The sequence below is a fragment of the Kutzneria buriramensis genome (genome assembly GCF_003387475.1).
Classification (GTDB): Bacteria; Actinomycetota; Actinomycetes; order Mycobacteriales; family Pseudonocardiaceae; genus Kutzneria; species Kutzneria buriramensis.
The window spans coordinates 406,067-422,366 of record NZ_QUNO01000001.1 but is presented as its reverse complement, the minus strand read 5'-3'; the positions used below and the strand labels follow the sequence as shown (position 1 = coordinate 422,366).

General features: G+C 70.7%; 17 protein-coding genes. 4 read left to right on the top strand and 13 right to left on the bottom strand.

Annotated elements, in window-relative coordinates; all coding sequences use genetic code 11:
- Positions 1-4: 4 nt before the first annotated feature.
- On the bottom strand, positions 5-472 hold the full coding sequence (locus tag BCF44_RS01960) for an Lrp/AsnC family transcriptional regulator (protein WP_116172308.1): 468 nt from the start codon (positions 470-472) through the stop codon (positions 5-7).
- A gap of 338 nt (positions 473-810) precedes the next feature.
- On the opposite strand from BCF44_RS01960, the gene BCF44_RS01955 reads away from it, so the two are divergent.
- On the top strand, positions 811-1,044 hold the full coding sequence (locus BCF44_RS01955) for a BldC family transcriptional regulator (protein ID WP_043721356.1): 234 nt from the start codon (positions 811-813) through the stop codon (positions 1,042-1,044).
- Between the two features lie 62 nt (positions 1,045-1,106).
- A complete protein-coding gene (locus BCF44_RS01950) occupies positions 1,107-1,298 on the top strand; it encodes a hypothetical protein (RefSeq protein WP_116172307.1) in 192 nt (63 codons plus the stop codon).
- On the opposite strand, the gene BCF44_RS01945 is transcribed toward BCF44_RS01950, so the two are convergent.
- From BCF44_RS01945 to BCF44_RS01920, 6 genes are all read right to left on the bottom strand, one after another.
- Positions 1,268-2,308, bottom strand: coding sequence for a low temperature requirement protein A (locus BCF44_RS01945; RefSeq protein WP_281283077.1), 1,041 nt, complete (start codon positions 2,306-2,308; stop codon positions 1,268-1,270). The two genes, BCF44_RS01950 and BCF44_RS01945, sit on opposite strands and share 31 nt — an antisense overlap.
- Before the next feature lie 109 nt (positions 2,309-2,417).
- Positions 2,418-3,701: a MinD/ParA family ATP-binding protein gene (locus tag BCF44_RS01940; protein WP_116172305.1), complete on the bottom strand. Its 1,284-nt coding sequence runs from the start codon at positions 3,699-3,701 to the stop codon at positions 2,418-2,420.
- 87 nt (positions 3,702-3,788) lie between these two features.
- Positions 3,789-4,745: a c-type cytochrome biogenesis protein CcsB gene (gene ccsB / locus BCF44_RS01935; protein ID WP_116172304.1), complete on the bottom strand. Its 957-nt coding sequence runs from the start codon at positions 4,743-4,745 to the stop codon at positions 3,789-3,791.
- Complete coding sequence (gene resB / locus BCF44_RS01930) at positions 4,745-6,250, bottom strand: cytochrome c biogenesis protein ResB (protein ID WP_116172303.1); 1,506 nt, start codon at positions 6,248-6,250, stop codon at positions 4,745-4,747. The genes ccsB and resB overlap by 1 nt, the downstream gene beginning before the upstream one ends.
- A 65-nt stretch (positions 6,251-6,315) precedes the next feature.
- Positions 6,316-7,095, bottom strand: coding sequence for a cytochrome c biogenesis CcdA family protein (locus BCF44_RS01925; protein ID WP_116172302.1), 780 nt, complete (start codon positions 7,093-7,095; stop codon positions 6,316-6,318).
- Positions 7,096-7,122: 27 nt separating this feature from the next.
- Positions 7,123-7,854 (bottom strand): hypothetical protein, encoded by a 732-nt coding sequence (locus tag BCF44_RS01920; protein WP_147328369.1) that lies wholly within the window; start codon positions 7,852-7,854, stop codon positions 7,123-7,125.
- Between the two features lie 130 nt (positions 7,855-7,984).
- Between BCF44_RS01920 and BCF44_RS01915 the strand changes: the two genes are divergently transcribed.
- Together BCF44_RS01915 and BCF44_RS01910 are read left to right on the top strand one after the other, a co-directional pair.
- Positions 7,985-8,509, top strand: coding sequence for a TetR/AcrR family transcriptional regulator (locus BCF44_RS01915; protein WP_116172300.1), 525 nt, complete (start codon positions 7,985-7,987; stop codon positions 8,507-8,509).
- The gene (locus BCF44_RS01910; RefSeq protein WP_246014778.1) at positions 8,506-9,015 is read left to right on the top strand and encodes a DUF1990 domain-containing protein; all 510 of its coding nucleotides are present in this window, start codon (positions 8,506-8,508) and stop codon (positions 9,013-9,015) included. The genes BCF44_RS01915 and BCF44_RS01910 overlap by 4 nt, the downstream gene beginning before the upstream one ends.
- A gap of 71 nt (positions 9,016-9,086) precedes the next feature.
- Here BCF44_RS01910 and BCF44_RS01905 read toward each other — a convergent pair whose 3' ends face one another.
- The 6 genes from BCF44_RS01905 to BCF44_RS01880 all read right to left on the bottom strand — a co-directional run bounded on the left by BCF44_RS01905 (position 9,087) and on the right by BCF44_RS01880 (position 16,298).
- On the bottom strand, positions 9,087-11,126 hold the full coding sequence (locus BCF44_RS01905; protein ID WP_116172299.1) for a phosphocholine-specific phospholipase C: 2,040 nt from the start codon (positions 11,124-11,126) through the stop codon (positions 9,087-9,089).
- 102 nt (positions 11,127-11,228) lie between these two features.
- The gene (locus BCF44_RS01900; RefSeq protein WP_116172298.1) at positions 11,229-11,804 is read right to left on the bottom strand and encodes a TlpA family protein disulfide reductase; all 576 of its coding nucleotides are present in this window, start codon (positions 11,802-11,804) and stop codon (positions 11,229-11,231) included.
- Entirely contained in the window at positions 11,801-12,406 is a 606-nt protein-coding gene (locus BCF44_RS01895) for a histidine phosphatase family protein (protein ID WP_116172835.1), read from the bottom strand. The genes BCF44_RS01900 and BCF44_RS01895 overlap by 4 nt, the downstream gene beginning before the upstream one ends.
- A gap of 328 nt (positions 12,407-12,734) precedes the next feature.
- Positions 12,735-14,051 carry a glutamate-1-semialdehyde 2,1-aminomutase gene (gene hemL, locus BCF44_RS01890; RefSeq protein ID WP_116172834.1) on the bottom strand — a complete coding sequence of 439 codons (1,317 nt, stop codon included), beginning with the start codon at positions 14,049-14,051 and terminating at the stop codon, positions 12,735-12,737.
- A 60-nt stretch (positions 14,052-14,111) separates the two neighbouring features.
- Entirely contained in the window at positions 14,112-14,666 is a 555-nt protein-coding gene (locus BCF44_RS01885; protein WP_116172297.1) for a DUF4232 domain-containing protein, read from the bottom strand.
- A gap of 150 nt (positions 14,667-14,816) precedes the next feature.
- Positions 14,817-16,298: a sensor histidine kinase gene (locus tag BCF44_RS01880; RefSeq protein ID WP_246014776.1), complete on the bottom strand. Its 1,482-nt coding sequence runs from the start codon at positions 16,296-16,298 to the stop codon at positions 14,817-14,819.
- Positions 16,299-16,300: the final 2 nt, after the last annotated feature.

The following is a 16,300-nucleotide window of genomic DNA, read 5'->3' as shown; positions in this document are numbered from 1 at the left end:
CAGGTTACTCGGCCCGGGCGGCCATCTCCTCCGGGCTGTTCGGACGGCCCTCGAACCGGGTGGACAGCACGACGGTGGTGTTCGTCCTGGCCACGCCGTCGATCCGCCGCAGCCGGCCCAGCGTGCGCTCCAGGTCGTCCACGGTCGCCACCCGGACCTTGACCACGAACGCCTCGTCCCCGGCCACGGCGTAGCAGGACTCCACCTCCGGCAGCCGGGCCAGCGCGGCCGCCACCTCATCGTCGTCGCCCGTGTCGGACGGGTGGATGCCGACCAGCGCGGTGACGCCCAGGCCGACCAGCCGCGGGTCGACCACCGCGTGGTAGCCGGTGATGACGCCCGAGGACTCCAGCTTGCCGACGCGCTCGTGCACGGCCGACGCGGACAGGCCCACCTGCCGCCCGAGGTCGGCGTACGTGGCGCGGCCGTTCGCACGCAGGGCGGCGATGATCTGACGATCCAGGGCGTCCATCCGCGAATCCTAGGACTTCACGGGACCCGAACCTCCGTCGGCGTACAACCGACGGCGACAGGAGTGCGCGAGGCCGCGCCGGTCTCTTGACCGCGGGCTCGCGAAGATCGAGTCTTTCCATCGATCTTCGCGAGGCAAGGGAAGAGACCGGCTTGAGGCGGCCTAGCCTCCGCGCGGCACGCGCGGCGAAGACGCAGCGCAAACGAATGCATACGTGCCCGTTTTCATGCCTTTTGCGCCTTACTACCTCTTTACCATCACCCAAGCGTTCGAGTACCCGCAGGGTGAGATGCCACGATGCGACCGGAACGCCCGAACCAGTGACTGGGAGGTCGAGAGTGACCGCGACCGTGCCGCACCCCCGCCAGCACGCCGGAGAGCGCCTGCTCACCCCCGGCGAGGTGGCCACCCTGTTCCGCGTCGACCCCAAGACGGTCACCCGCTGGGCGACCGCGGGCCGCATCGGCTCCATCCGCACCCCCGGCGGCCACCGGCGGTTCCGCGAGTCCGAGGTGAAGACCCTGCTGGCCGAGCTGACCACCGAGGCCACGGAGCCCGTGCGTAACGCCTGAGCGGCACACCCCGAACCCACTGTTCACGAGATAGTCTCGGGGCAGTTGACCGGAGGTGCCGCATGGTCTACCTGCTCGCGGTGATCGGCGCGATAGCCGTGGCCTATCTGCTGTGGCGCGCATTCGGGTCCGACCGGGTGCGCGTGGGCAGCAAGGCCCGGAAAGGCGTCGGTCCCGACGACGACCCGGAGTTCCTGCGCAAGCTGGCCGAGCAGGCCAAGCGTCACCGTGAGGACGGCACGCCGCCGGGCTGACGGGCTAGGTGCTCGGCCGCCACGAGCAGGACGACCACCGCGGCGAGCACGGCGAGTTGGGCGACGGCCGATTCGGTCGCACCCACCACCGTGCTGGCCGCGGCGAGCACGGCGGCGACGCAGCGGGTCCAGTTCGACCCGAGCCGCAGCAGCACGTCGCCGACCAGGTACAGCGCCATGCCGCCGCCGACCGCGAGCGCGGCCGGCGCGGACAACGCGTCCTCGGGATGCGCCACGGCGGTCTTCACGCCGGCGGCGAGCACGATGATGCCGCCGAACAGCGGCAGGTAGCAGTGGCCGTAGCCGATCAGTGACAGCCGGGTGCGCCGAAACGGCTCGGCCGTGGTCAGGGTGGCCTCGGCCCGCTTCTCGCTGTCCCCGGCGAAGTATCCCCACCACAGCCCGGCCAGCGTCACCATGGGCAGCGCCGCGGCCACGATCAGCCCCGGCGTGACCTCGAGCCCGGCCTCGCCGATGCCGATGGCCACCACGGACTCGCCGAACGCGATGATCAGCACCAGCCCGTGCCGCTCGACGCTGTGCCGATTTCTCTTGGGCGACGGCCGCAGGTCGAAGGTGCCGGGCCGGGTCAGCACCAGCCCGTGCCGCTCGACGCTGTGCCGATTTCTCTTGGGCGACGGCCGCAGGTCGAAGGTGCCGGGCCGGGTCAGCAGCGGCACGGTCAGGTTCCACGGCAGCACTCGCGGAGTGCCCTGCCGGTTGCTGGGATGGGCGGTGGTCAGGAAGACCCCGGAGTGCACGAGCACGATCACCAGGTACGCCGCGGCGAACGCCCAGCGGTTGGCCTCGAACGCGCTCGGCACCGAGATCGCCAGCACCACGTAGGCGACCATGGCCAGGACGAGCAGCCCGCGCGTGGACGTCTTGCGCGGCGGCACCGCGTTGGTGAGCCACGCGTAGCCGCCGTACATCCACCAGATCACGGCCAGCAGGAGCCCCATCCGCGCCAGCCCGGCCAGGTCGAGCTCGTGCGACAGGACCGACGTCAGCTGCGTGATCGTGCTGTGTCGTCAAACGAGGCGAAAGACCAGGTCGAAGAACAGTTCGAGGCTGCTGACGCCGAGCTGCTCCTCCTCGGCCGGCGCGGCCACCTCCGGCTCAGCGCGTCGGGAAGTCGTCGGCCACCGTGGCGGCCAGCTCCAGCAGCGCCAGCCGGGTGTCCGGGCTGAGCCGCTCCAGCTCGATCTCCGCGCCCTCCTCCAGGTGCGGGTCGAACGGGATGCGCACGACCGCGCGGCAGCGGCTGGCGAAGTGCTGGGACAGCTTGTCCAGGTCCACCTTGCCGGCCCGCGGCCGAACCGAGTTGATCACGGCCACGGAGCGCCGGATCAGGTCGCGGTAGCCGTGCGCCTCCAGCCAGTCGATGGTCGCCGACGCGCTGTTGGCGCCGTCCACCGAGCCGGACGAGACGATCACCAGCGAGTCGGCCAGGTCGAGCACGCCGGCCATGGCCGAGTGCATGAGGCCGGTGCCGCAGTCGGTGAGCACGATGTTGTAGAAGTGCTCCAGCAGGTCGACCACGCGCCGGTAGTCGTCCTCGCTGAACGCCTCCGAGACGGCCGGATCCTGTTCGCTGGCAAGGACTTCCAGCCGGCTCGGGCCCTGCGAGGTGTAGGCCCGCACGTCGCTGTACCGGGTGATCCGCTTGGCGTCGCGCAGCAGGTGCCGCACGGTCGCGGTGGTCTCCAGCGGGATCTTCTGGGACAGCGTGCCGCGGTCCGGGTTGGCGTCCACCGCGATCACGCGGTCGCCGCGCAGCGAGGAGAAGGTGGAGCCGAGCGTGGTGGTGGCGGTGGTCTTGCCGACACCGCCCTTCAGGCTCAGCATGGCGATCTTGTAGCAGCCGCGCAGCGGCTGGTTGATCCGCGCGATCAGCTCGCGGCGGCGCACGTCGGCCGGGCTCTCGCCCAGGTTGACCAGCCCGCCGGACAACTGGTGCAGGCTGCGCCGCCAGCCGGACTGCGGCGGCCGCTTGGCCTGCTTGATCAGCTCCTGCGGGGACAGCGCGTTGTTGGGCTGGCCCGGCTGCTGCGGCCGCTGCTGCTGGGCGTAGGGCTGCTGCTGCGGATAACCACCCTGCTGGGGGTAGGGCTGCTGCGGGTACCCCTGCTGCTGCGGCGCCTGGTGGTACGGCCCCGAGGTCGCCGGGTCCACCGGGTACGGGCCGGAGGGACCTCCGCTGACCGGGTACGGCCCGGACTGGTTGCCGCTGACCGGGTAGGGACCAGACTGGCCGCCGCCGACGGGGTAGGGACCCGACTGACCGCCGCTGACCTGGTACGACCCCGAGGACGCGGGGTCGACGGGGTGCGGACCGGACTGGACGGCCTGGTCCTGGCCGGGCGCCTGCCAGCCCTCGGGCTCCTCAAAACGACCAGTCACCGCTGGGGTCCTCCCTCGCTGGCGGATTCACACCGCTGACGTCCGTTGACGACGGTAGTAGGCGAGTTCCGCCGGGTCGACACGGGGTCAGGCGACCCCGGCGTACGAGTGCAGCCCCGAGGTGACCAGGTTGATGAAGAACAGGTTGAACACCATCGCCGCGAAACCGAGGATGTTGATCACCGCCGCGCGGTTGCCGCGCCAGCCGGCGGTGGCCCTGGCGTGCAGGTAGACGGCGTAGATCACCCAGGCCACGAACGCGCAGGTCTCCTTGGGGTCCCAGCCCCAGAACCGGCCCCAGGCCGACTCGGCCCAGATCGCGCCGGCGATCACCGCGAAGGTGAACAGCGGGAATCCCACGATCGTGACGCGGTAGGCGAGCCGGTCCAGCTTGTCGGCCGACGGCAGCCGCACCGCGAAGCCGGCGAACTTGCCGTCCTTCTCGTACGCCGCGCGGAACAGGTACATCACGCTGGCCACGCCGGGGAGCAGCAGCAGGCCGCTGGCGATGGACACCGCGGTGACGTGGATGGCCAGCCAGTACGACTGGAGCGCCGGCTGCACCGGGGCGGCCGGGGTGTAGAGCACGGTGCCGCCGAGGAAGAGCAGCAGCACGATCGGCAGCAGCACGAAGACGCTCAGCCGCCGCAGGTCGAACTTCTTGGCCAGGAACAGCCAGCCGACCACCGCGACCAGGCAGACAGCCGAGCCGTACTCGTACATGTTGCCCCACGGCACCCGGCCGGTGGCCAGGCCGCGGGTGAGCACCGCAGTGGCGTGCAACAGGACGCCGAGGATGTTCAGCGCCATGCCCATCCGGCCGATGCGGTCGGCCCGGGGCGAGCGCTGGACCACCAGCGTCGTCGGGGCCCCGTCCGCCGTCTCGCTGCCGCCGCCGACCGTGGCCAGCTCGCGCGCGGCCTGCCGCTTGGTCTTGGTGAGGGCCTGCTCGACCAGGTAGAACGCCATCGCCAGGACGTAGATCACGACGGCGGAGGCGTAGCTCCAGTCGCTGTACTGGGCCAGCGTCTCGTTGACCGGCATCAGGTGTCTCTCTTCCCTGTCATCGGCTCGACCCTCAGAAGTTCGGCGCTGAGTCGGGTGAACTCCTCGCCGTACCCGGCCTGGTCGGTGCGGGCCAGGCCGCCGACCTCGATCACCGTACCGTCACTCGACGGTGTCACGCGCAGCCACAGCCGGCGGCGCTTGATCGCCAGCGAGCCCATCAGGCCGACCAGCATCAGCACCGCGAACACCAGCACGTAGTCCTGGGTCGGGTCGTGCGAGACCTGGAGGCCGACGAACTCGTAGACCTTGTCGAACTTGACCTTGGTGCCGTCGTCGAGGGTGATCTCCTGGCCCAGCTTGAGGTTCTTCATCGCCTTCTGCACCAGCCGGCCCTGGTCCACCATGGACTGGTCGATGGTGAACAGGTTGTGCGCGAAGCCGGAGTTGTTGCCCAGGTCGCCCTCGTACACCTGGACGGCGACGGCCGGGTTGTTCGCGCCCGGGTAGTCCGAGGTCATCAGCGAGCCGTCGAACACCGCGGACGGCGCGAACAGGCCGGTGATGGCGATCTGGTGCTTGCGCAGCTGCACCTCGTCGGTGGTGTCCGGCGGGTCGAACGTGGTGGTGCCGCTGGACAGCATGGTGTTCAGGTCGCTCGGATTCCACTGCACGGTCTTGGTGCGGGTCTGACCGTTGGGGAAGGTGACCGTGAACTGCGGCGCGTAGCCGTGGCCGAGCAGGTAGACGCGGTCGCCGGCGGTGCGCAGCGGGTGGTTGGTCTGGAGGTCGTAGGGCCGCCAGGTGTTGGTCTTGAGGTCGTCGCCCGACTGGTACTGGAGGTCGGTGTCGAAGCTGTCGGCCTGGCCGTCGGGCAGGTAGCTGGCCTTGAAGCCGTTCACCTTGATGCAGAACGGGTCCAGCTGCGTGCCGTCGACCTGGAGGCCGGGGTTGAAGCTGTCGTAGGCCAGCAGGCCGGAGTTGCAGAACTGGGAGCCGTTCGCGATCACCGCGACCTGGCCGGAGTAGCCGACGAGCTTGCCGATGGCGAAGGCCACCACCAGGCCCAGCAGCGCGAAGTGGAAGAGCAGGTTGCCGGTCTCGCGCAGGTAGCCGCGCTCCGCACTGACCGTGCGGACGCCGTTGTCCTCCTCGCGGACGACCAGCCGCCAGCCGCGCAACCGCTTGCGGGAGGCCTCCACCACGTCGTCCACGGCGACGTCCACAGTGGACGTCCCGTGGTGCGGCATGCGGGCCAGGTTGCGGGGGGTGATCACCGGCTGCTGGGTGGCCTGCTTGGCGTAATCGAACAGCCGCGGCGTGAGGCAGCCGACGAGCGAGATCATCAGCAGCAGGTAGATCGCGGCGAACCAGTAGCTGGAGTAGACGTCGTAGAACTGGAGCTTGTCCAGCAACTTGCCCCACCAGCCGTGCTGGCTGATGTAGTCGTCCACCTTGGACACGTTCAGCTGCCGCTGCGGCAGCAGCGCGCCGGGCAGCGCGCCCAGGGCCAGTAGCGCCAGCAGGATCAGCGCCGTGCGCATCGCGGTGAGGCCGCGCCACGTGTTGCGGAGGTACGCGAGTGCCGACCTACCCAGAGAAGGAGTTGTCACAGCGGCACCGGCGCGTTCGACACGAAATGCTCCTGGATGATCGCGAGCAGCTGGCCCCACAGCCCGGTGACGAGCAGGACGCCGACGACGACGAGCAGGCCGCCGCCGGTCAGCTGGACCGCGCGGACGTGCTGGCGCAGCCAGCCGGTGACCCGCACCGCCCACCGCGCGCCCATCGCGATCAGCACGAACGGCACGCCGAGGCCGACGCAGAAGACCAGCATGAGAAAGATGCCGCGCAGCGCGATGGAGCCGACGGGCGTGCCGGCGGTCAGCGACAGCACGCCGCCCAGGGTCGGGCCGACGCACGGCGACCAGCCCAGCCCGAACACCGCGCCCAGCACAGGGGCGCCGAGCAGGCCGACCTTGGGCTGGCGGTGCAGGCGCAGGTCGCGTTGCAGCGCCGGGACGAGCCCGACGAACACGAGGCCCATCAGGATCGTCACGACGCCGCCGATGCGCTGCAGCAGCTCCTGGTTGAGCAGCAGCAGGTCCGTCAGCCCGAACAGGGTGACGGTGCCTATGGTGAACACCACCGTGAAGCCGAGCACGAACAGCCCGGACGCTCCGACCACACGCCAGCGGCCCTTCTTGGCCGGCTCGTCCGCGCTGACGGCTGGGGCGTCCGCGCCGACGAGGCCGGCGAGGTAGGCCAGGTAGCCGGGCACGAGCGGCAGGCAGCAGGGGGACGCGAAGGACACCGCACCGGCGAGCAGGGCAACCGCCGCGGCCAGCAGGAGCGGCCCCGACGCGGCTAGCTCTGCCAGCGGGTTCACTCGGTCGAGAGTAGGTAGTGGCCCAGGTCACCGAGCAACCGGGTCGGGTGACGGCCCCGTTTGCCGCCCTTGCGCGACATGTGATTCCCGTGTGCTGCGCAGCCGCAGCAAGGAGAGCACGTGCAGGGCCAGTGCTAGGGGCACCGCGACGGTCGGGATGAGCACCAGCGGCAGCATCGTGACGGCCTCGGTCGACGGCGTCACGTGGATCAGCTGGGTCGGCCCGGTGGCGGCGAGGTAGCCGATGCTGACCGCCACCACGAGATCCACGATGCCCATGACGTTGAACCACACCGCGCCGCGGGTCGACCCGTTGCGCAGCCGCCGCGCGATGAACGGCGCGGCGATGCCGACCGCCATGTCGCCGAGGCCGGCCGGCAGCGCGAACACCGCCGGCAGCTGACCCAGGGCCATGACCAGCAGGAACATCACGCCGACGACCCGCAACACCTGCGGCGCGACGAGCCGCGCCACGGTGTCCGGCGCCGCCAGCGCCTGCCGGACGGCCGGGATGCGTGCCGCCGCGAGCAGCACGGCGACCACCCCGACGAGCGCGATCCCCAGCCACGGTTTGACCGCCGACGCGTCCTGGTCGTACGCGCCGGACGCCGCCAGCAGCGCGCTGACCACTCCCCAGGCCGCCATGACGACGACTGCGCCAACGGCGACCTTCGGTGCGCGGCGGTAGAGCAGCGCGGCCGTCACCGTCGGCAGGCCGACCACTCCGATCAACACCAGCGCCCACACAAAACTCGGCATTTCATCCCTCCCGAACATCGAGTACGTTGTCGAACACTGTGTTCGGAAACGTCGCCCGGGCACAACAAGCAATGCCGGCCGTCCGTGCGGTACGGGACAGACGGCGGCAGATGTCCGGAAAGGGGCCGCGATGGCCGAGGAGGACCGCCGCGTCCGGCGCACCCGCCGCACGCTGCACGAGGCACTCATCGAGCTGGTGCTGGAGCGCGGCTACGAGCGGCTCACCGTGCAGGACATCCTCGACCGGGCCGACGTCGGCCGGTCCACCTTCTACGCCCACTTCCGGGACAAGGAGGCGCTGCTGCTGGCCAGTTTCGACGACATCCGGGACCGCCTGCGCGAGGACATCGACGCGGCGCCGGACCGGCCGGCGACGCTGCTGTTCGAGCACGCCTACCAGCACCAGCGGGTCTACCGGGCGCTGTGCGGGCGGCAGGGCGGCAGCCTGGTGATCCAGCACGTGCACGGCCTGATCGGCGACGCCCTGCGCGAGCAGCTGGCCGTCGACGGGGTGCCGGCCGAGGTCGTCGCCGAGTTCCACACCAGCGGCATCCTGGGGCTGCTGGTCTGGTGGATCGACCACGACTTCTGCCACGGCCCGGAGTGGCTGGCCGGCGTGTACCGCCGGCTCGCCCCGTCGACAATGGCGTCGTGACCGTCGAACTGCTGGACCCTGCCAAGGCCGCCTCGCTGCAGGCCGCGCCGCTGACGTACGCCGAGGTCGGCGCCACCGTCGGCGCGATGCCCGCCGGCTACCACGCCATCAGCCGCCGCGTGCGGCTGCGCACCGGCTTCGAGGAGGCGGCGGAGAAGCTGTTCGCCTGGCGGGCGCAGGAGGCCAGCGGGCTGCGCGTGCAGGCGTCGTCCAAAACCGTGGAGCCGAAGGCGGTGGTGGTGCTGCGGCTCGGGCCGATCCAGGTGCCGTGCCGGGTCGTGTACGTCGTCGACCAGCAGAACCGGAAGGGCTTCGCCTACGGGACGCTGCCCGGACACCCGGAGAGCGGCGAGGAGGCGTTCATCGTCGAGCGCAACGCCGACGGCACGGCCTCGTTCACCGTGACGGCCTTCTCCAAGCCGGCGACGCTGCTGGCCAGGCTCGGCGGCCCGTTCCCGCGGATGGCGCAGAACCTGGTGACGGACCGGTATCTGAGGGCGCTGTAGCCCTATGCGGGGAAGGGCGCCTTACCCGCGCTGGACGAGGGTAAGGCGTCCTTCCCTGCATGTTGGACGACTCAGCCGGTGATGCTGGGTTGTCCGTTCTCGATGTGGCCGGTGTAGCGGCGCAGGAAGACCGGGTCGGCGTCGATTGTGACGCTGAGGTCGTACCAGCCCTCGCACGGGGCGAAGACGTGGTCGACGGTCTTGCCGGCGGCGACGGTGAAGGTCTGCTTGCCGTTGCCGTAGTGGTTGGTGGTGACCGTGAACTTCACGGCCTTGGCCGACGGGTTGCTCAGCGCCAGCTTGAGCTTGAAGTCGGCGGTGTAGCTGGCGGCCGCGTCGATCGCGCCGGCGGCGTTGGTGTCGGCGGCGAACTGCCAGAGGAACCGGTTCGGGCCGTGCACGGCGACGTTGTACTTGTCGCCGTAGCTCCAGATCTTCCACTGGTCGCTGACCTGCTTGCCGGCCGGCACGTCATACTGCCACGGGCCGTCCAGCTTGCCGTCGGCGCGGAACGCCCACAGCTGCACCTCGGCGGTGCCGTAGTTGGCGAAGGTCGTGGTCAGCGTGCCCTTGTCCGCGGACAGCGACGTGGTGACGGCCGGCTGGTACGGCAGCGGCCGCGCCGGGCGCGTGCCCTGGTCCTGAAGCGGCGTGACCTGCTTGCCGGTGGCCGGCGGGGCCGGCTTGGGCAGCTTGGTCTGGGTGTCGTCGGCGATCTGGCGGAGTTTCGCGGTGTCCGGCAGCAGCGGGATGCTCAGGTTCTTGGTCCCGAAGTCGAAGCAGCTGGTCAGGTCGCCGCAGATGGCGCGCCGCCAGTCGGTGATGTTCGGCTCGTGCACGCCGGTCCACTGCTCGAGGAAGCGGATCACCGAGGTGTGGTCGGACACCTCGGAGTTGATCCAGCCGCCGCGGCTCCACGGCGAGATCACCGTCATCGGCACGCGGGCGCCGAGGCCGATGGACTTGCCGTTGATGAACTCGCCGGGCGTGCCGGCCGGGGCCATCGGCGGCGGCACGTGGTCGAAGAAGCCGTCGTTCTCGTCGTAGTCGATGAGAACGACCGTGTTGTCCCAGAGCTTCTTGTTGTGCCACAAGGCGTTCAGCACGGCCTGGGTGTACGCGGCGCCGTCCACCGGGCGGGCCTCGGGGTGCTCGCAGTAGCCGTAGGGCGCGACGATCCAGGACACCTTGGGCAGCGTGCCGGCGGCGCAGTCGGCGATGAACTCCGACAGCACGTGGTTGACGTCCTTGCCCTGGCCCGAATCCGGCTCCCAGGTCTGGAACACGCTCGCCCGCTTGGACAGTTCGCTGTTGTAGTCCTTGTGGTACTGCTCGAACAGCCACAGCGGGTTGTCGCCGTAGTCGCCGACGAACGGGTGCGCCCCGTCGTCGCCGACCTCCTTGTTGGCGTACACCTTCCACGACACGCCCGCGTCCTGGAGCCGCTCGGGGTAGGTGGTCCAGCGCAACACGCCCTTGTAGTCGTCCGGGTTGTAGTTGACCGGACCGCCGTACTTGCCGTCGGCGTCGATGGTGCCGGTGAACAGGTAGAGCCGGTTCGGCGTGGTCGGCCCCTGCACCGAGCAGTGGTAGGCGTCGCACAGCGTGAAGGCGTCGGCCAGCGCGCGGTGGAACGGGATGTCCTGCTCGGTGAAGTAGCCCATGGTCATCTCGCCCTTGGCGGTGATCCACGAGTTGTTGGCGCCGCCGTTCATCGCCAGGTGCTGGTCGTCCCAGCCGTGGCCCAGGTCGCCGAGGTCCTGGCCGTCCACCTTGGACGTGTCGACGTGGAACGGCAGCAGCGCGTTGCCGTCGGTGCGGGCCAGGTCGAACTGGTGGTAGATGTCCTTGCCGTTGGGCTGGATCACCGCGGTGCGGTCGCCGAAGCCGCGGACGCCGCGCATGGTGCCGTAGTAGTGGTCGAACGACCGGTTCTCCTGCATCAGGACCACGACGTGCTCGACGTCGCTGATGCGGCCCCGGCGGCGCGGCTCGGCGAGCGCCTCGGCCATGCCGGGCGGCAGCGCCCCGAGCGCGCCGGCGGCCGCGACCGTGCCGGCGACGCCGCCGAGGAACCGGCGGCGCGTGAGTCCTGAGTTCGAGTCGGCCATGCGTGTGCTCCATCCGTGTGGGCGGGACCGCAGGCGACGTTAGATGACCGAATGAGCTCGGAGAACCCGTCATACGAACGGAAATAATCAGTGAACGCGAGCCTACTTCTCGGCGAGGAGTTGCTTCACCTTGGACAGCAACTCGTCCTTCTCAACCGGCAAAAGGGACACCCAGGCCACCCGGTGCTGGCGGTCGAGCACCAGCGTGGACGGCGTGGTGGTGCGCGGATAGCCCTGCAACACCAGCAGCGACCGCCCCGGCGGGTCGAAAATCGACGGATAGTCCAGTTTGTCGTTGTGGTAGAAGTCCAGCGCCGCCGACCGGTCGTCGCGCACGTCCACGCCCATCACCTGGACGCCCTGCGCCTTGGTCTCGTCGTACACCTGCTGGAGCTGCGGCGCCTCGGTCCGGCACGGCCCGCACCACGCGCCCCAGATGTTGATCACGACGATCTTGCCGGTGTAGTCGCTGAGCCTCACCTGCTTGCCCTCGTCGAGCAGGCTGTCCCCGGACAGCTCGGCCAGCGGCTGGCGCTGCTGGCCGGTGTAGTCGATGTGGGTCTGCCCGCCGGGCGCGGTGAACTGGAAGGTGCCCTGGCCCTGGACCACGGCGTCCTTGCCGGTGCTGCACGCGGCCAACGTGACCAGCAGCGCGGCGGCGATGGCGATGCGCTTCATGCCCCCGTCACCCTCGGATCGGTGCTGCCGGCCGGCTCCGAGTAGCTGATCCGGATCAGCTGCTCGTCCTCGAACGTCAGCGAGGTCAGCGAGGCCAGCGAGCACTGGCGCTTGCGCGGGTCGTGCCACATGCGCTTGCCCTCGAGGAACCGGCGGACCGTCCAGACCGGCAGCTGGTGCGACACGCACACCGCCTCGTGGCCGGCGGCGGCCGCGCGGGCCCTGTGCACGGCGCCGAGCATCCGGTGGGCGATCTTCAGGTACGGCTCGCCCCAGGACGGCTCGAACGGGTTCCACAGCTTCGGCCAGTGCTGCGGGGAGCGCAGCGCGCCGTCGCCGACGGCCACCTTCAGGCCCTCGAACTTGTTGTCCGCCTCGATCAGCCGGTCGTCGGTGACCAGCTCCAGGCGGTGCGAGTCGACGATCGGGCGCGAGGTCTGCTGCGCCCGCTCCAGCGGCGACGCGACGACGTGCACGATGTCCCGGTCGGCCAGGTACTCGGCGACCCGCAGCGCCTGCTTCTCGCCCTGCGCCGACAGCCGGAAGCCGGGCAGCCGCCCGTAGAGGACGCCGGTCGGGTTGTGCACCTCGCCGTGCCGCATGAGGTGCACGACGGTGCGGGTCACAGTCCCACCTCGCTGGCGCTCGGAGGGTCTGCGACCCAGGCCACTGCACCGAATGGTGCCCTCGCAAGCTCGGTCACAGTCCCACCTCGCTGGCGCTCGGAGGGTCTACGACCCAGGCCACTGCACCGAATGGTGCCCTCGCAAGCTCGGTCACAGTCCCACCTCGCTGGCGCTCGGAGGGTCTACGACCCAGGCCACTGCACCGAATGGTGCCCTCGCAAGCTCGGTCACAGTCCCACCTCGCTGGCGCTCGGAGGGTCTACGACCCAGGCCACTGCACCGAATGGTGCCCTCGCAAGCTCGGTCACTGACCGTCCTCCTTGGCCGCGGCGGCGGCCGCGGCGGCGTGCGGCAGAGCCTGCTCGATGACCTCGAACGCGGCGTCGTCCATGGCGGCGTTGACAAACCACGCCTCGAACGCGCTCGGCGGCGGGTAGACGCCGCGCTCCAGCAGGGCATGGAAGAACGGCGGGAAGCGCCAGGTCTGCGCGGCCTGCGCGCCGGCGTAGTCCCGCACCGGCTCGTCGGTGAAGAACACGCTGACCAGGTTGCCGGCGTACTGCACCTGGTGGGCGACGCCCTCGGCGGTCAGCGCGTCGCCGAACAGCTCGCCCAGCAGCCGGGCGTTGCGGTCCAGCTTGCGGTACACCTCGTCGTCGGCGAGCTTGAGCGTGGTCAGGCCGGCGGCGACCGCCACCGGGTTCCCGGACAGCGTGCCGGCCTGGTAGACCGGGCCGCTCGGCGCCAGCCTCGCCATCACGTCGGCGCGGCCGCCGAACGCCGCCGCCGGCAGGCCGCCGGACATGACCTTGCCGAACGTGTAGAGGTCGCCCGCCACGTGCTCCAGGCCGTACCAACCGGCCTTGGAGACGCGGAAGCCGGTCATCACCTCGTCGATGATCAGCAGCGCGCCGTCGGCGTGGCAGGCCTCGCGCAGCGCCGCGTTGTAGCCGGGGTCCGGGGCCACCGCGCCCATGTTGCCGGCGGCCGCCTCCGTGATGATGGCCGCGATCTCGCCGGGATTCGCCGCGAAGGCCTCCTTCACGGCGGCGACGTCGTTGTAGGGCAGCACGATCGTGTCCGCCGCCTGCGCGCCGGTGACGCCGGGCGTGGTCGGCAGGCCCAGCGTCGCCACGCCCGAGCCGGCCTGGGCCAGCAGCGCGTCCACGTGCCCGTGGTAGCAGCCGGCGAACTTGACGATCTTGCGCCGGCCGGTGAAGCCCCGGGCCAGCCGGATCGCGCTCATCGTCGCCTCGGTGCCGGAGTTGACCAGGCGGACCTGCTCCACCGGCTCGACCCGGCCGATCAGCTCCTCGGCCAGCAGCACCTCGCCCTCGGTCGGCGTGCCGAAGGACAGGCCGCTGGTCGCCGCCTTCGCCACCGCCGCCACGACCTCCGGGTGCGCGTGGCCCAGGATCATCGGGCCCCACGAGCTGACCAGGTCGACGTAGCGGTTGCCGTCGGCGTCCCACAGATGCGGGCCCTCGCCGCGGACCATGAATCGGGGCGTGCCGCCGACCGAGTGGAACGCCCGCACCGGCGAGTTGACCCCGCCGGGCGTGGCCTTGGCCGCTCGGTCGAACAGCGCACGCGAGGTGTCAACGCTGGCTGCCTGCTCGATCGTCACGACCCCCAGTCTTACAGGTGACCCCACGTGGCCGCCGTCACGGTGTTGTGTGCATCAGCCGAACTCCTGCCACGGGGTGACGGACACAGCGTCACCGCACTCGCTGAAATGGGTCCCGTAGACCATCGGCGCGGGGACGAGCTCGTCGGGGACGCCGACGAGCACAACCGCCGCCTTGGTCGGCATGGCGCCGGACGCGCACTTGAGGTCGGGGGTCTCGGGGGACGCCACGACGGTGATCGCGTCGTCGCCGGGTTGCAGCGTGAACGGAACGGCCTTGCCGTTCGACCTCACGGACATCGCCTTGCGCGGCGGTTGGGATCCGTCGGCCGGCGGCTGGTCGGAGATCGCCACCTTCGGGATGCCCGTGAGCGTGCAGGCGAAGTCGCCGTTGTTGACCAGTTCGACGCGCACGGCCTCGGTGCCGGCCGGCGGCGGGGTCGGGATGGTGGGCAGCGCCTTCATGTCGGCCGCCCGGCACGGCGGCGCCGTGGACGAAGCCGGCTTCGTGTTGCCCGCAGTGGACGTCTTCGAGGTGATCACGACGGGCGAGCCGCAGGCCGTGAGCAGCAGGCCGGCCAGGGCAACGGTGATCAGTGGGAGTCGCATGGCCGTGAGACGACAGGTCGAGGCGGCGGTTCCGCACGCGGATTCGCCACGCACCTATGCCCGCAACCCCTCGCCCCGAGGGGCAACCGGGCCCACCCCATCTGCCCGAAACCGTATTTCGGTGTGTCCCAGAGCGCGACTCGCGGGGGTTCAGGTGTTCTGGGGGAGGAGGACGCGGAAGGTGGCGCCGTCACCGGGGGCGGTGTCCAGCTCGACCCGGCCGCCGTGCGCGGCCACCAGGGCGGCGACGATGGCCAGTCCCAGCCCGGTGCCGCCGTTCTCCCGGCTGCGCACGGCGTCGGCCCGGTAGAACCGCTCGAAGATCCGCTCGGTCTGCTCGCCGGTCAGCCCGGGCCCCTGGTCGCTGACCTCGATCACGACCAGCGGCTGGCCGCTCTCGTCCCGCCGCGACAGCCGCACGTCCACCGGGGTGCCGGCGGGCGTGTGCGTGATGGCGTTGTTGACCAGGTTGCTGAGCACCTGCCGCAGCCGGGCCTCGTCGCCGAGCACGGCCAGCCCGCCGCCGTCCTCCTCGTCCAGGTCCATGGTGACGTCGAGGTGCAGCCCGATCTTGCGGTCCGGGTCGAGCATCCGGGCGTCGTGCACGGCGTCGACGGCGATCACGGTGAGGTCGACCTCCCGCTGCTCCAGCGGGCGCTGCTGGTCCAGCCTCGCCAGCAGTAAGAGGTCCTCGACGAGCAGGCCCATGCGCGCGGCCTGGTCCTCGATCCGGCCCAGCACCTCGGCGACCTCGGCCGGCGAGGTGACCGCGCCCTGCCGGTACAGCTCGGCGTAGCCGCGGATCGACGTCAGCGGTGTGCGCAGCTCGTGGGAGGCGTCGGCGACGAACTGCCGCATCCGGTTCTCCGAGCGCCGGGCGGCCTCCTCGGACTTCTGCCGGGCCGCGAACGACTCCTCGATCCGGCCGAGCATCACGTTCAGCGAGTTGGCCAGCTTGCCGACCTCGCTGCCGGGCCGGCGCACCGGCACCCGCCGGGACAGCTCGCCGGTGGCGATCACGTCGGCGGTCGCCTCGACCTCCTCCAGCGGCCGCATGCTGCTGCGCACCAGGGCATAGCCGAGCCCGGCGACCAGCACGAGGGCGCCGAGGCAGATCATCAGCGACCGGATCCGCATGTCGGTGACGGCGGCGTCCAGGTCCCGCTGGTCGGTGGCGACCACGATCTCGACGCCGTCCACCTGCAACGCCTGCACCCGCCACTGCGGGCCGCTGTCGCCCTGCGAGGGCAGCGTCACCGACGAGCCGGCGGGCAACTGGCCCATCGGCGGCAGCGCCGGCCGCGCCGTGCCGTCGTCGGTGGGCGTGCTGAGCACCTGGGTGTCGGTCGCGTTGCGCAGTTCGACCAGGCTGCGGCCGGGCAGCCGGAATCCCGTGCCGAACCCCGGCGGTCGGGGCCGCGGCCGGCCGATGCCGGCCTGCACCTGCCGCTGGGTTGCCTGGAGCATGCCGTGCAGCCGGCTGTCGGTCTGGCCGATCAGGTAGTTCTCCAGCACCTTGGACGTGATGAACCACGCCCCGAACAGCGCAACCGCGACCAGCACCACCAGGCCGGAGACCAGGTGCACCCGCAACGGCATGCGGCCGAAGTAGTCCCGGACCCACCTGATCACCC